Annotated in this window: 13 protein-coding genes and 1 tRNA gene; 7 read left to right on the forward strand and 7 right to left on the reverse strand. The window is 69.1% G+C overall.

The window, feature by feature from the left end:
- Positions 1 to 38 precede the first annotated feature (38 nt).
- The 4 genes from E4A48_RS18820 to bioB form a co-directional block, all read right to left on the reverse strand.
- Positions 39 to 821 (reverse strand): SDR family oxidoreductase, encoded by a 783-nt coding sequence (locus E4A48_RS18820; RefSeq protein WP_039006288.1) that lies wholly within the window; start codon positions 819 to 821, stop codon positions 39 to 41.
- Positions 822 to 956: 135 nt separating this feature from the next.
- A complete protein-coding gene (bioH, locus tag E4A48_RS18825) occupies positions 957 to 1718 on the reverse strand; it encodes a pimeloyl-ACP methyl ester esterase BioH (RefSeq protein WP_142742960.1) in 762 nt (253 codons plus the stop codon).
- Between the two features lie 66 nt (positions 1719 to 1784).
- On the reverse strand, positions 1785 to 2990 hold the full coding sequence (bioF, locus tag E4A48_RS18830; protein ID WP_039006286.1) for an 8-amino-7-oxononanoate synthase: 1206 nt from the start codon (positions 2988 to 2990) through the stop codon (positions 1785 to 1787).
- Positions 2991 to 3108: 118 nt separating this feature from the next.
- The gene (bioB, locus tag E4A48_RS18835; RefSeq protein WP_039006285.1) at positions 3109 to 4164 is read right to left on the reverse strand and encodes a biotin synthase BioB; all 1056 of its coding nucleotides are present in this window, start codon (positions 4162 to 4164) and stop codon (positions 3109 to 3111) included.
- Between the two features lie 49 nt (positions 4165 to 4213).
- On the opposite strand from bioB, the gene E4A48_RS18840 reads away from it, so the two are divergent.
- Both E4A48_RS18840 and E4A48_RS18845 read left to right on the forward strand, forming a co-directional pair.
- On the forward strand, positions 4214 to 4939 hold the full coding sequence (locus E4A48_RS18840) for a ComF family protein (protein WP_141696320.1): 726 nt from the start codon (positions 4214 to 4216) through the stop codon (positions 4937 to 4939).
- Between the two features lie 274 nt (positions 4940 to 5213).
- On the forward strand, positions 5214 to 5711 hold the full coding sequence (locus E4A48_RS18845; protein ID WP_230812592.1) for a SecDF P1 head subdomain-containing protein: 498 nt from the start codon (positions 5214 to 5216) through the stop codon (positions 5709 to 5711).
- A 248-nt stretch (positions 5712 to 5959) separates the two neighbouring features.
- On the opposite strand, the gene ubiA is transcribed toward E4A48_RS18845, so the two are convergent.
- Positions 5960 to 6862, reverse strand: coding sequence for a 4-hydroxybenzoate octaprenyltransferase (gene ubiA, locus E4A48_RS18850; RefSeq protein WP_058196323.1), 903 nt, complete (start codon positions 6860 to 6862; stop codon positions 5960 to 5962).
- Positions 6863 to 7151: 289 nt separating this feature from the next.
- On the opposite strand from ubiA, the gene E4A48_RS18855 reads away from it, so the two are divergent.
- The 4 genes from E4A48_RS18855 (at position 7152) to E4A48_RS18870 (ending at position 11223) form a co-directional block, all read left to right on the forward strand.
- Positions 7152 to 7228, forward strand: a tRNA-Arg gene (locus tag E4A48_RS18855).
- A gap of 514 nt (positions 7229 to 7742) precedes the next feature.
- Positions 7743 to 8576, forward strand: a complete 834-nt coding sequence (locus tag E4A48_RS18860; protein ID WP_142742961.1) for an alpha/beta fold hydrolase — start codon at positions 7743 to 7745, stop codon at positions 8574 to 8576.
- A gap of 402 nt (positions 8577 to 8978) precedes the next feature.
- Positions 8979 to 10067: a lipocalin family protein gene (locus tag E4A48_RS18865; protein ID WP_230812591.1), complete on the forward strand. Its 1089-nt coding sequence runs from the start codon at positions 8979 to 8981 to the stop codon at positions 10065 to 10067.
- Positions 10068 to 10125: 58 nt separating this feature from the next.
- Positions 10126 to 11223 carry a lipocalin-like domain-containing protein gene (locus E4A48_RS18870; protein WP_039006280.1) on the forward strand — a complete coding sequence of 366 codons (1098 nt, stop codon included), beginning with the start codon at positions 10126 to 10128 and terminating at the stop codon, positions 11221 to 11223.
- Positions 11224 to 11371: 148 nt separating this feature from the next.
- Here E4A48_RS18870 and E4A48_RS18875 read toward each other — a convergent pair whose 3' ends face one another.
- Positions 11372 to 12892 (reverse strand): YifB family Mg chelatase-like AAA ATPase, encoded by a 1521-nt coding sequence (locus E4A48_RS18875; RefSeq protein WP_142742962.1) that lies wholly within the window; start codon positions 12890 to 12892, stop codon positions 11372 to 11374.
- A 13-nt stretch (positions 12893 to 12905) separates the two neighbouring features.
- On the reverse strand, positions 12906 to 13175 hold the full coding sequence (gene ubiK, locus E4A48_RS18880; RefSeq protein ID WP_142742963.1) for a ubiquinone biosynthesis accessory factor UbiK: 270 nt from the start codon (positions 13173 to 13175) through the stop codon (positions 12906 to 12908).
- Positions 13176 to 13351: 176 nt separating this feature from the next.
- Here ubiK and E4A48_RS18885 point away from each other — a divergent pair, with 176 nt between their 5' ends.
- Positions 13352 to 13690: a P-II family nitrogen regulator gene (locus tag E4A48_RS18885; protein ID WP_003480503.1), complete on the forward strand. Its 339-nt coding sequence runs from the start codon at positions 13352 to 13354 to the stop codon at positions 13688 to 13690.
- The last annotated feature ends 62 nt before the right edge of the window (positions 13691 to 13752 follow it).

The following is a 13752-nucleotide window of genomic DNA, read 5'->3' on the forward strand; positions in this document are numbered from 1 at the left end:
GTCCCGAGTCCCGAGTCCCGAGTCCCGAGTCCCGGCCCTCAGAACGTCCCCGGATACACCCCGCCATCGAGCAACAGGTTCTGCCCGCTGAGATAGCCGGCCTGCGCGCTGCACAAAAACGCGCAGGCCGCGCCGAATTCCGCGGCCGTGCCGAAACGCCCGGCCGGAATCTGCTCGCGCTTGTGCGCCGCCACGGCGTCCACGTCGGTGCCGTTGCCCTGCGCGACATGGGCGAAATTGCTGCGCAGCCGGTCGGTGTCGAACTGGCCGGGCAGCAGGTTGTTGATGGTGACGTTGTGCGCGACGGTGCGCCGCGCCAGCCCGGCGACGAAGCCGGTCAGGCCGGCGCGCGCGCCGTTGGACAGGCCCAGGCTGTCGATCGGCGCCTTCACCGCCGCCGAGGTGATGTTGACGATGCGGCCGAAACCGCGCGCCTGCATCGCATCGACGGTGGCGCGGATCAGCGCGATCGGCGCCAGCATGTTGGCGTCCAGCGCGCGCAGCCAGTCGGCGCGTTCCCAATCGCGGAAGTCGCCCGGCGGCGGGCCGCCGGCGTTGTTGACCAGGATATCGACCTGCGGGCATGCCGCCAGTGCGGCGGCGCGTCCGGCCTCGGTGGCGATGTCGGCGGCGACCGCGATCACCGCGCCGGCGCCGGGTAGCGCGCGCAGGCCGGCCGCCGCCACATCCAGCGCGGCCTGGCCGCGCGCCACGATCACCACGTTGACGCCTTCGCCGGCCAGCGCCCGCGCGCACCCCAGGCCCAGGCCCTTGCTCGCGGCGCAGACCAGCGCCCATTTGCCGGCGATTCCCAGATCCATGTCTGCGTTCCGATCGATTGAAGGAACCGCGATGATCGGACATCGGCATGGCGGCGGCCAGGGTGGCGTGTTGATGCGGGAGGCAATCCCGCTCCCTCCCACAGAAAGCGCAAGCGCGCATCCGCAGCGAGCGCGCTACGCCAGTCCGGCGAGAAATCCGCGCAACGCCTGCGCCACCGCATCGGCCTGGCCGAGGAACGGCGCATGGCCGCCACCGGCGATGCACAGCGTCTGCGCCTGCGGCGCCAGCGCCGCGGCATCCTGCATGCCGGCGGCCGAGACCAGCCGGTCGCGTTGGCCGCCGATCCACAGGCTGGGCACGCGAAGGCCCGGTAATGCGCGGCGCAGGTCGCTGCGCTCGAGCAGCGCCAGTCCGTCCTGCAGCGCCTGCGCATCGGGTTCGCCGCGCGCGATCAGGGTCTCGCGCAGCGTGCGCAGCTCGGCGCGCGCATGCGCCGAGCCCAGCGTGTCCAGCGCGAGGAAGCGGTCCAGCGTGCCGCGGTAGTCCTCGGCCAGGTCGCGGCCGAACTGCGCGAACACCTGCGGTTCCACCGCATGCGGCCAGTCGCTGCCGCGCACGAACCGCGGCGTTGCCGCGAGCATCGCCAGGCCGCGCACCTGCGGCTGGGTCGCCGCGGCATGCAGCGCGAACAGCCCGCCCAGCGACCAGCCCAGCCACGCCGCCGGCGGCGTCGCCGCGGCGATCGCATTGACCACGTGCGGCAGCGCCAGCGGTGTGTCGTCGCCGCGGCTGTGACCATGTCCGGGCAGGTCCACCAGGTGCATGCGGAACTGTGCCGACAGACGCTCCACCAGCGGCGCGAAGATGCCGCCGTGCAGCGCCCAGCCGTGGATCAGGACCAGATCGGGGCCGTGCCCCACAGTGTCGATGTGCATCGTCGCTCGTGTGCCGAATGGGAAAAGAGAACCGGGCAACGCCGCGCTCCGCTCACATCGGCCCGCTCAGGCCGGCAGACCGACCGGGTGCGCAACCAGGCGGTCACGCGCCAGGGCAAGGGCGTCCAGCAGCGCCTGCACCTGCGCCGGCGTGTGCAGCGCCGACAGCGTCACCCGCAGCCGCGACTTGCCTTCCGGCACGGTCGGCGGGCGGATCGCCGAAACCAGGAAGCCGGCCTGCTCCAGCGCCGCCGACAGCGCCAGCGCGCTGGCCTCGTCGCCGCACAGCAGCGGCTGGATCGGGGTGTCCGAGGCCATCAGTTCCAGGCCGTGGCGGCGCGCGCCGCCGCGGAACGCGGCGATCGCCTCGGCCAGGCGCTCGCGCCGCCACTGGTCGCGCCGCGCCAGTTTCACCGCGGCCAGCGAGGCGGCGGCCTGCGCCGGCGGCAGCGCGGTGGTGTACAGGTAGGGGCGGGCGGTTTCGGCCAGGTGCCGGATCAAGGCCTCGTCGCCGACCACCAGTGCGCCGTAGCCGCCCAGCGCCTTGCCCAGGGTCACCAGTTGTAGCGGCACGTCATCCACGCCCAGCCCGGCCTCGGCCACGCAGCCGCGGCCATGCGGACCGAGCACGCCGACGCCGTGCGCATCGTCCACGTACATCAGCGCCTGCTGCATGCGCGCCACCAGGGTCAGTGAGCGCAGCGGGGCGATGTCGCCATCCATGCTGAACACGCCATCGGTGGCCAGCATCGCCGCGCCGTCGGCGGCGTGCCTGAGTTGGCGCATCGCGCCTTCGGTATCCAGGTGCGGGTAGCGGCGCAGGCGGCAGCCGGCCAGGCGGGTGGCGTCGAGCAGGCTGGCGTGGTTGAGCCGGTCCTGCACGCACACGTCGTCTTCTTCGCTCAGCAGCGCCTGCTGCACCGCCAGGTTGGCGAGGAAGCCGCTGCCAAACAGCAGCGCGCGTGGATAGCCGAGCCAGTCGGCGACCTCGCGTTCCAGGCTCTCGTGCAGCGCATGGTGGCCGCACACCAGGTGCGAGGCGGTAGCGCCGACGCCCTCGCGTGCGGCCGCGTCCTGCAGCGCGGCGAGCACTTCGAACTGTTGCGCCAGGCCCAGGTAGTCGTTGCTGCAGAAGCCGGTCAGCCAGCGCCCGTCCAGTTCCAGGCGTACGCCGTCGCGGCGGCCCACGTTGCGGCGCACGCGGATGCGGCCCTGCGCCTCGCGCAGCATGCGCAAGGACTGGATGCGGTCGTGCAGATCGGGACGTGCCATGGGCGGCGGGGCATGGGTCGGTTGGCTAGCGTAGCGCGTCCCCGGCCGGGCCGGGCGCCGCCAGCGATGGACGGCTGGATCGGCGGATGGACGCGCGCGCCGGCGCGGCGCGCTGGGCTCAGACCAGCGCGGCTGCGATCGCCGGCCTGTCCGCGGTCGGCGCCGGTGCGGTGATGTCCGCATGCACGGTGCCGGGATGGTCGTGCGCATCGGCGTCCACCGTCACCTGCATCGGCTTCAGCCCCAGGCGCGAAAACAGCGCCTGGTCGCGCGCGGTGTCCGGGTTGCCGGTTGTCAGCAGTTTTTCGCCGTAGAAGATCGAATTGGCGCCGGCGCAGAAGCACAGCGCCTGCAGTTCGTCGCTCATGCTCTCGCGGCCGGCCGACAGCCGCACCATCGCCTGCGGCATCGCGATACGGGCCACGGCGATGGTGCGTACGAACTCGAACGGATCCAGCTCGACGGTGCCGTGCAGCGGGGTGCCGGCGACCTGCACCAGGCGGTTGATCGGCACCGAGTCCGGGTGCACCGGCAGGTTGGCCAGCGCCTGCAGCAGGCCGGCGCGCTGTTCGCGCGATTCGCCCATGCCGACGATGCCGCCGCAGCAGGTCTTCATGCCGGCATCGCGCACGTGGGCGAGCGTGTCCAGGCGGTCCTGGTACTGGCGGGTGTGAATGATGGTGTCGTAGAAGTCCGGCGCGGTGTCCAGATTGTGGTTGTAGTAGTCCAGCCCGGCCGCCTTCAGCGCCTGCGCCTGGCGCCCGTCGAGCATGCCCAGGGTGGCGCAGGTCTCCAGGCCCAGCGCCTTCACCTCGCGGATCATCGCCGCGACCTTGGGGATGTCGCGGTCCTTCGGCGAGCGCCACGCCGCGCCCATGCAGAACCGCGACGCGCCGGCGGCCTTGGCCTGGCGCGCCTTGGCCAGCACCGTCTCGGTGCTCATCAGTTTCTGCGCGTCCACGCCGGTGTCGTAGCGCTGCGCCTGCGGGCAGTACGCGCAATCCTCCGGGCAACCGCCGGTCTTCACCGACAGCAGCGTGGAGACCTGCACCTGCGACGGATCGAAGTGTTCGCGATGCACTGCGGCGGCGCGGTGCAGCAGCTCCGGGAACGGCAGATCGAACAGGGCGAGCAATTCCTGGGGTTGCCAGTCGTGTCGGACGACAGCGGACATGGGAGTTTCCTGACGGTCAGCGGCTGGGAAAGCAGCCAGTCTGGTGAGCATGGATATCCCTGTCAACTTCATCGGCGGGCATCGGGTTGACGGCTACTGGCGGCAGCTGCAGCGCTGGCTGCTGCCGGAGCGCTGCCTGGTCTGTAGCGAACCCGGTGCCGCCGACCTGGACCTATGCCCGGCCTGCCGCGACGCGCTGCCCTGGAATGCCTGCGCCTGCCAGACGTGCGCGCTGCCGTTGCCGACATTGGAGGCGAACCAGCTGTGCGGCAGCTGCCAACGCACACCGCCGCCGCTGGCGCTGGTCGCCAGCGCCTGCGTCTACGCCGCGCCGGTGGATGGGCTGCTGCGTCGTTTCAAGTTCCACCAGGACCTGGCCGCCGGGCGCGTGCTGGCGGCCGTGCTGCAGGCGCGTTGCGCCGGCCTGCCGCGGCCACAGGCGCTGTTGCCGGTGCCACTGCACCGCGCGCGGCTGCGCCAGCGCGGCTACGACCAGGCGCTGGAACTGGCGCGGCCGCTGGCGCGCGCGCTGGGCCTGCCGCTGTGCGCAGGCCTGCAGCGTGTGCGCGCGACGGCACCGCAGTCCGAACTCGATGCGCAGGCGCGACGCCGCAACCTGCGCCATGCGTTCGCGGTGCAGGCGCCGCTGCCGGCGCACGTGGCGTTGATCGACGACGTGATGACCACCGGCGCGACCCTGCATGCTGCGGCACGGGCGCTGCGCCGTGCCGGCGTGGCGCGAGTCGATGCGTGGGTGGTGGCGCGGGTGCCGTGAGCGCGCCGCATGGCACGGCGCGCGCACGCCATGGCGGTGCGTGTTGCGTACGCCGCTGCAGAGGCGTCGCCGGCGTCTGGATATTCGGGATTGCGAGCCAAATGCGTTTGGCATCGGGCGCATGCGGGAGCAGACGCAGACGTGCGGCGAGGCGCATGGGCCGCGCGCATGCGCTGGCGGGCCATGCATGCACCGCCCTGCCAGCGCATGCTGCGTGTGCGTAAGCAGACGCCAGCGGCGTTCTTCTATGATGCCGGTCAACGGAAGACAGGAGATGGCGATGCGCTGGATGGCTTGGACAATGACGATGGCGTTGTGCATGTTCGGTGCGAACGGCTGCGGGATCGGCAAGGCGCCGGACAGCGCCGGAGCGAGCGCGGTCAAGGCCAGGATGGAATGGCGTCTGGCCAGCAACGCGCCGCGCGCCGGCTATGCCGAGGCCGCGTACCAGGGACGGCCGGTATATCTGGCGCCGCAGCAGCTGTTGGCCGTCGATGGCGCCGCCACGGTGACGCGCGTGGACGGCGACGATGGCCGGCCGGCACTCGATCTGCGTTTCGCTGGGCACGACGATCGCCTGACCCGGGCGACCGAGCAGAACATCGGCAAGCCGATCGCGCTGCTGGCCGACGGTCAGGTGCTCACCGTGGCGACGGTCATGTCCCCGCTCCCCGGCGACAGCCTGCGGGTCAGCGGTCTGCAGGATGTGCAGGAACAGCAGCGGGTGTTTGCGCTGCTGACGCATGCGCCGACGACGGACGGGACGCGTTAGCGCTGGCTGGCGCGATCGGGAGGGGTGACGTTTTCACGGTGGCGTTGCGGCTGAAGCAGCTCTACAGGATTCGATCGACGGTTTTGTATGAGGGACTTCAGTCCCGACGCTTTACCGGCAACGCCCGGACCAAGTGCGCCCTGCGGCATTGCCGCCAGCGGCCGAGGACGCCGATTGGCTTGGCAATGTGCTCGGGCGACGTTGCCAGTGCGTGGCTTCCTGGTTCGGACCTACCTCCTGGTTCGGACCTACCTCGCGCGCAACGCCAACGTCGCGGCGATGCCGGCGAAGATCGCCAGGCCGACCCAGTTGTTGTGCAGGAAGGCGCGGAAGCAGGGCGCGCGTTCGCGGGTTCGCGCGATGCGGAATTCGTAGGCGACCAGCAGCGCGGCCACGCCCAGGCCCACCCAGTACCAGAGCCCCAGCGCGCTGCGGGTGCCGACCAAGCCCAGCGCGACGAACATCAGCGCATACAGGATGCCCTGCGCGACCAGGTCCAGGTCGCCGAACAGGATCGCGGTGGACTTGGAGCCGGCGCGCAGGTCGTCCTCGCGGTCGACCATCGCGTACCAGGTGTCGTAGGCGGTGGCCCATAGGATGTTGGCCGCGTACAGCAGCCAGCCCAGTGCCGGCACCTTGCCGCCGATCGCAGCGAACGCCATCGGGATGCCCCAGCCGAAGGCCATGCCCAGATAGACCTGCGGCAGGTAGGTGTAGCGCTTCAGATAAGGATAGCTGGCGGCCAGGAACAGCCCAACCACGCTCAGGCCGATGGTCAGCGGGTTCATCGTCAGCACCAGCGCGAAGGCGACGATCATCAGCAGCGCGAACACCGCCAGCGCCTCGCGGCCGCCGACCGCACCGGTGGCCAGCGGCCGGCTGCGGGTACGCTCGACCTGCGGGTCCAGCCAGCGGTCGGCGTAGTCGTTGATCACGCAGCCAGCCGAGCGGGTCAGCCAGACCCCGGCGCTGAACACGAACAGCGTCCACAGCGGCGGCACCCCGTCGGCGGCCAGCCACAGCGCCCACCAAGTCGGCCACAGCAGCAGCAGCGCGCCGATCGGACGGTCGCCGCGCAGCAGTTTCCAGTACTGGCCCAGGCGCGCGCGCGGCGGCAGCGCGGCGGGCGTTTCGTAGCGTTCGTAACCCATCGCGCAAGGGTAGCAGCCGGGCCTGCCCGGCGGCAGCAGGGTGCCGCCCGCGACTGCCGCAAGCAGCTTGCGTCTGTGCGCCGTCGCGGCGAACCAGGCGCGCGAACCGTGAAACGCATCGGGTGCGTGGCGGCTGAACCCCGGCCGGCCTCGCGCAAGCCGCCCCCGTCGGCGGGTCGCCACCAGCGGCCGCCGCGCGCCCTGGCGAATGCCGGGGCCGGTCGCTGCGGCATGCGATCGGCATGGGGCAGACGCGGCGCGCAGTTTGCCGTTAGAATGCGCGTCCGTTGCGCCCGTAGCTCAGCCGGATAGAGTAGTGGCTTCCGAAGCCATTGGTCGGGGGTTCGAATCCCTCCGGGCGCACCACATCCTCCCCAGCCTGTATGGCCTCTTCGAGCGCGAACCTGCCGCTGGTGGACACGGCCTTCGGCGCTGCGGCGAGCGACGCCCTGTGGCGTTGCCGCCGCTGCCCGTAAGGCTCGGGATGCCGCGCTGCGACCTTCTGCGTTGAAAGGCCGGCGCGTCCCGCGTGTCTCTTCGTGCGCGCCGCATCATCGTGCATCGTGCATGGAATTCCTTCCGCCGCTGGCCCGCATCGCCTTCGGCGTTTCGGCGACCGGCGGTATGGGATGCGTGACGCCGCCGCCGCTCCCCGCGATGCCGCGCTGGATTGCGCCGGGCTGCATCGCCAGCGCGTGCGGCCCGTACAACACGGCGCCCTGGGTCGTGCCGGCGCCGCCGCTTGGACGCGCGTGGCCGCGGTTGCTGCGCTCCAGTGCGGGGCAACTCCTTCGCATCCTCTGTGGCGCCGTCTCATCGAGATCGCTATGAATGGTGTGGCGCGGGCTTCGTTACCGCGGCGCCTTGCCGGAGGCCACCGGTGATCGGTCCGCGTACCCCGCTCGGCAAGCCTGCGGTCCACTTGCTGGGCGACGACGATGCGCTGGCCTACCTGCGGCTCGGCGACGGCGCCCCGGTGGTGCTGGTGCACGGCGCGCTGTGCGACTACCGCTATTGGGCGCCGCAACTGCGCGGCCTGTGCGAGCGCTTCGCGGTCGCCGCGCTGAGCCTGGGCCAGTATTTCCCGCAGTTGCCATCGTCGCTGCGGCATTCCTTCGGCTGGCGTTGGCATGCGCAGCAGGTCGCAGGGTTCCTCGCCAGCTACGGACAACCGGTGCATCTGGTCGGTCATTCGCGTGGCGCCGCCGTGGCCTGGCAGGCCGCGCTGCAGCGGCCGGCCGCGATCGCCAGCCTGAGCCTGTTCGATCCGGGCGGGCCGCCGCCGCAGGGCCTGCCCGAGGACGTGCTGGCGATCCGCGCGCAGGCGATCGCATTGCTGGGCGAGGGCCAGGTCGAGGCCGGCCTGGAATGTTTCGTCGATTCGGTCAGCCAGCCGGGCGCCTGGGCGCGCAGCAGCGCGTCGTTCCGGCAGATGGTGCGCGACAACGCGCAGACCCTGGCGCCGCAGATCGGCGATGCGCTGCCGGCCTACGACCGCGAACAGGCCGCGACGCTGGCGCTGCCTGTGCTGCTGGTCAGCGGCGAGCTGAGCCCGGCGCAGTACCGCGACAACGCTTTTGCGCTGGCCGAGTGGTTGCCCGACGCGCACCACCACGTCCTCGCCGGCGCCTCGCACGGCATGACCTTCACCCATGCGCGGCGTTGCAACGCGCTGATCGCCGAAGCAGTCGCCATCGCCGGCAGGCTGGGTTGAAAGCGCTGCGCAGGGCGCCGCCGCGGCGCGGAACAGTCGTGGCGGACGATTATCTATACAAGAACTGTGCGCTGGCGAATCATTATCTTGCCGCGTGCGCCGATGCGCAGGCACGGCTCCGCTGTTGATATGCAGCGCGTTTTGCGCAGAGTTCTGTGGTGGCTGTCAGATAACGGTTATATATCGCGCCTCGCACCTCTCCGAGTGCAGCATCACGCACTGTCCTTATGAGACGGCCGTTACAGATGTGAATTATTTGAAATTGAAGCATTGACAGCCGTAGCCGGTTGGATGAGGTTTGAATCGAACGCGATATCGCCTCTGTTGTACCGGCCGTCACCGCGTTCCACGCAACCGCAGCCGCAGTTTCACTCCGTCAAAAAACAGTCAGGGGATTCTTCCGTGAAAATCATCCGGATGCACAAGCTCGTGCATGCGCTAGCGGTCTCTGCCCTTACGCTTTCTGTCGTGATGCTTGCATCCGATGCGATGGCGCAGGCAGTAGGGACGTTTGCGCCAATCGAAACCAGTATTACGCTTCCGCACGATGAAGCAGCGCATCGTCAACCCGCCGAATGGTGGTACATGACCGGCTTTCTGGACGGGACCGATCCGTCAGGTGGAAAGCACTCCTACGCCTACGAAATGGTCGTCTTCCAGATCGTCGGCATTGCCAATACGCAGCCGGTCTACGATGCGCACTTCGCGATCTCGGACCTGGATCGCGGCGACTTCCGCTTCAAAAAGCAGGTGATCATCGGGCCGTTGACCAATTCGACCGACCGTTTCGATCTGGATGTCGCCGGTTTCCAGATGGGCGGGTCGATGGGCACGTACTACGCCAAAGCCTCGCCACCAGATCTGGACTATGCCATCGACCTCGCCACGCAGGCATTGCAAAAGCCGACGTTGAACGGGACCAACGGTGTGGAAACCTATGGCGGATTCATCTCGCCGTATTATTCCTTCAACGTCAACGCAACCAGCGGGACGGTGTGGGACCACGGCGTGCCGGTCAAGGTTGCCGGAACCTCCTGGTACGACCACGAATGGGCCAACGGCATTCCCGGGGACGCCAACAGCGGATGGACTTGGTTCGGCGTGTCGCTGGACGACAACAGCCAATACAACATCAGTTTCTTCATGAAGGGCGACGGCACGGTAGATCAAGCACTCGCCGTCAAGACCGCCGACGGTCACTACACGCCGATCGATCCCGACGCCATCAAGCTCGAACGTATCGGCAGCTGGAAGAGTCCCAATACCGACTACACCTATCCGGCGCAATGGAAGGTCACCTTGCCGGACGGCGCAATCACTATCACCCCGATGCTGCAGAACGCCGAACTGTATGCACCGGCCACGCAAAAGTTCTATTTCGAGGGTCCCGCCAAGGTGGTGGGCACATTGGCGGGAAAATCCATTACCGGCAAGGCGTTCGCAGAAATGAATCCGTGGGGCGTCGAATGGGGTGCGCGCGTCCTGCCTTGAAGTCACCGAATCGCATCCAGCCAGCACGACATCCATCATCACCTTGCAGGGGATCACAATGAGTATCTCAACAAGAACGTTTGGGCGCTTCCGCGGCTGGCTCGCCGCTGCCATGGTCATCGCGTGCGGGTTTTCGTCCGTACCCGCGGCTGCGCAAGTTTTCGAACAGCCCGCATCGGTACAATTGCCGCGCGACGAAGGTCCGCACCACAGTCAGTTGGAATGGTGGTATTTCGTCGGCCATCTGTATGGCGTCGATCCCAGTGGCGTCAAGCGCGAATACGGGTACGAGGTCACCGTGTTCCAGTTGTGGCCGGTCGGATCCGGGCCTGCCATCTACTCCTGGCATTTCGCGGTCACGGACGTGAACAACACGCTGCACAAGGTGGAGGAGCGCGTCGTCTCTGACCAGATTCCGGATCAGAAGGGCAGTTTCAGCTTCACCAACAAGGACTGGTCGATCAGCGGGTCGCAGCAGAATTACGCGATCAAGGCCGCGCTCAGCGATGGACGCTTCGCAATCGACCTCAAGACCAGCAGCGATATGCCCTTCGTCCTGCACAACGGCAACGGCGTGGTGGATTATCGGCCCATCGCCCAAACGTCGGCCTATTACTCTTCCACGGCGCTGGATACGGAAGGGACGGTCTACGACAACGGCGTGCCGGTCAAGATCGTCGGCACCTCCTGGCAGGACCGCCAGTGGTTCGTGAAGGGCGCCGCATTCGATGAAAACGGCTCCTTCTTCGGCGGCGGCTGGAACTGGTTCGCCATCCAGCTCGATGACGATACGCAGTACATGCTGTACTACCTGCAGGATCCGAACACCGGTGCCGTCACCAACAAGTTCGGCACGCGCGTGTCCAAGGGCGTGGCGACGGCAGTGGCCGGCAGCCAGATGGATCTGAAGGCGCTTTCGACCTGGACCAGCCCGAATTCCGGCTACACCTACGCGTCGAAGTGGAACGTGATCCTGCCGGAAGGATCGCTGACCATCACCCCGTTGGTCGAGGATCAGGAGATGCTGTGGAGCGGACACCGCACCTACTGGGAAGGATCGTCGCAGGTGGTCGGCACGCTCAACGGCAATGACGTGACCGGTCGCAGCTACGTCGAAGTCAACCCGTGGAGGCAGCCGTACACCTCGCTGCCCTGAACAACGCAGCATTGCGGCCTCTGGTTCAGGCGGAGACGTTCGCCTGGACCAGTCGCGTTTGTAGCACTGGCAATATGCGGTGCGGTGCCGGACCCGTCTGGCCGGCGTTGGCGGGATGCTCGCCTTCCGGCTCCTGGCGGTTGCGTGGTCAGGCGCTGCGCGCCAATGGCGCCTCACCGCGGTCCAGGTGCCGGTAACCGATCGCTTCGGTCAGGTGCGCTGTCGCGATCGCGTCGCTGCTGGCCAGGTCGGCGATGGTGCGGGCCACGCGCAGGATGCGGTGCAGGGAGCGTGCCGACAGGCGTAGGCGGTCGATGGCGTGTTCCAGCAGCGCTTCGTCGCGCGGCTGCAGGCGGCAGTCGCGCAGGGTCTCGCTGTGGCCGAGCTGGCCGTTGGGGCAGCCGGCGCGCGCCAGCTGGCGTTGCCGCGCCTGTTCCACCCGGGCGCGCACGTTGGCGCTGCTTTCGCCGGGAGCGGCATTGGCCCGCAACGCCTGCGGCGGCAGCCGGGGCACGTCCACATGCAGGTCGATGCGGTCCAGCAAGGGGCCGGAGATGCGTGCGCGGTAGCGGCGGATGCTGTCGTCGCTGCAGCGGCAGCGGCCGCTGGCATCGCCGGCCCAGCCGCAGGGGCAGGGGTTCATCGCCGCGACCAGCTGGAAGCGCGCCGGGAACTCGGCGCTGCGTGCGGCCCGCGAGACGGTGACCGTGCCCGATTCCAGTGGCTCACGCAGCACTTCCAGCGCGTGCCGGTTCCACTCGGGCAACTCGTCGAGGAACAACACGCCGCGATGCGCCAGCGAGATTTCGCCGGGGCGCGGATGGGTGCCGCCGCCGACCAGCGACACCGCGCTGGCGGTGTGGTGCGGGGATCGGTAGGGGCGTTGCCGCCAGCGCGCCGGGTCCAGGCCGCGACCGCTGACCGAGGCGATCGCCGCCGCTTCCAGCGCCTCGGCCTCGCTGGCTTCGGGCAGGATGCCGGGCAGGCGCGAAGCCAGCAGGGTCTTGCCGCAGCCCGGGCTGCCGATCAGCAGCAGGTGGTGGTGGCCGGCAGCGGCGATTTCCAAGGCGCGTCGCGCCTGCGCTTGTCCGCGCACGTCGCTCAGGTCGGGAAACGGCGTGACCGCGGCCGGCAGGGCTTCGGCGGCCGGCAGAGTCTTGGTGCCGTTCAACAGTGCGCAGACTTCGAGCAGGGTGCGCGCGGTGAATGCCTGCACGTGTTGCGCCAGCGCCGCTTCGGGGCCGTTGCCGGCGGGCACGATCAGCGTGCGTCCGGCTTGCGCGGCGGCCAGTGCCGCCGGCAGCACCCCGTCCACGGCGCGCAGCTCGCCGGTCAAGGCCAGTTCGCCGAGGAATTCGTAGTTGCCCAGCGCCTGTGGGGCGAGTTGCCCGGCGGCGGCGAGGATGCCCAGCGCGATCGGCAGGTCGAAGCGGCCGCCGTCCTTGGGCAGGTCGGCCGGGGCCAGGTTGACGGTGATGCGCCGCGCCGGGAATTCGTATTGCGCGCACAGGATGGCGGCGCGCACCCGGTCGCGCGATTCGCGTACCGCGGCCTCGGGCAGGCCGACGATCTGCGTGGCCGGCAGTCCGCCGGACAGATGGACTTCGACCCGAACCGGAGGCGCAAGCACCCCCGCGCGGGCACGGCTGTGCACCAGCGCCAGGCTCATGATGGCGGGTGGATCAGGCTTGCGCGGACGGCGCGTTGCCGCTGCGCACGGCTTCCAGCGCGGCGACGCTGCGTTCCAGCGCTTCCAGCTTCTCGCGGGTGCGCAGCAGCACCGCGCGCTGCACGTCGAATTCCTCTCGGGTGACCAGGTCGAGCTTGCCCAGCCCGGCCTGCAGCGCGCTCTTGAAGGTGCTCTGCAGTTCGTCGCGGGATTCGCGCAGGCCTGGCGGCACCAGGTCGCTGAGGCGGCGGGCGAGGTCGTCGAGGTGATTGAGGTCGATCATGGCGATGCTCCGGCAGGTGGCTTCAGACTGCGGCACCCTGCGGTTCGGGGCCATCGGTATCGGGCGCGGTGCGCTGTCGGAAAATTCCGGCGATGGCGCGCGCTGCCATTTGAACCCGGCGGCCGGGCATCGCGCAACCGCGCTATCCTGATGCCATTGTGATTGGAGAAAGCCGCATGAAGATGATCATGGCCGTGATCAAGCCGTTCAAGCTCGACGACGTGCGCGAAGCGCTCGCGGCGCAAGGCGTGGCCGGCATCACCGTCACCGAGGTCAAGGGTTTCGGCCGGCAGAAGGGTCACACCGAGCTGTACCGCGGCGCCGAGTACGTGGTCGATTTCCTGCCCAAGGTGAAGTTGGAAGTGGCGGTCACCGAAGACCAGGTCGAGCGCGTGCTTGAGGCGATCGTCAAAGCGGCCGGCACCGGCAAGATCGGCGACGGCAAGGTGTTCGTGTACGACCTGGGCACGGTGGTGCGGATCCGCACCGGCGAACTGGATGCCGACGCGCTGTAAGGTCTGCGCGCGCGGCGGCCTGCGCCGCGGCCATTTCGATTTCGGCATCGCCTGGCGCGTTG

This window comes from Xanthomonas translucens pv. cerealis, from assembly GCF_006838285.1.
GTDB classification, from domain to species: Bacteria; Pseudomonadota; Gammaproteobacteria; order Xanthomonadales; family Xanthomonadaceae; genus Xanthomonas_A; species Xanthomonas_A cerealis.

Bases quoted from the DNA above. Each gene is read 5' to 3' on its own strand.
- E4A48_RS18845 (WP_230812592.1), top strand. From the start codon at position 5,214: ATGGCGATGCGCTGGATGGCTTGGACAATGACGATGGCGTTGTGCATG.
- E4A48_RS18820 (WP_039006288.1), bottom strand. From the start codon at position 821: ATGGATCTGGGAATCGCCGGCAAATGGGCGCTGGTCTGCGCCGCGAGC.
- ubiK (WP_142742963.1), bottom strand. From the start codon at position 13,175: ATGATCGACCTCAATCACCTCGACGACCTCGCCCGCCGCCTCAGCGAC.
- bioB (WP_039006285.1), bottom strand. From the start codon at position 4,164: ATGTCCGCTGTCGTCCGACACGACTGGCAACCCCAGGAATTGCTCGCC.
- ubiA (WP_058196323.1), bottom strand. From the start codon at position 6,862: ATGGGTTACGAACGCTACGAAACGCCCGCCGCGCTGCCGCCGCGCGCG.
- bioF (WP_039006286.1), bottom strand. From the start codon at position 2,990: ATGGCACGTCCCGATCTGCACGACCGCATCCAGTCCTTGCGCATGCTG.
- E4A48_RS18870 (WP_039006280.1), top strand. From the start codon at position 10,126: ATGAGTATCTCAACAAGAACGTTTGGGCGCTTCCGCGGCTGGCTCGCC.
- bioH (WP_142742960.1), bottom strand. From the start codon at position 1,718: ATGCACATCGACACTGTGGGGCACGGCCCCGATCTGGTCCTGATCCAC.
- E4A48_RS18885 (WP_003480503.1), top strand. From the start codon at position 13,352: ATGAAGATGATCATGGCCGTGATCAAGCCGTTCAAGCTCGACGACGTG.
- E4A48_RS18840 (WP_141696320.1), top strand. From the start codon at position 4,214: ATGGATATCCCTGTCAACTTCATCGGCGGGCATCGGGTTGACGGCTAC.
- E4A48_RS18875 (WP_142742962.1), bottom strand. From the start codon at position 12,892: ATGAGCCTGGCGCTGGTGCACAGCCGTGCCCGCGCGGGGGTGCTTGCG.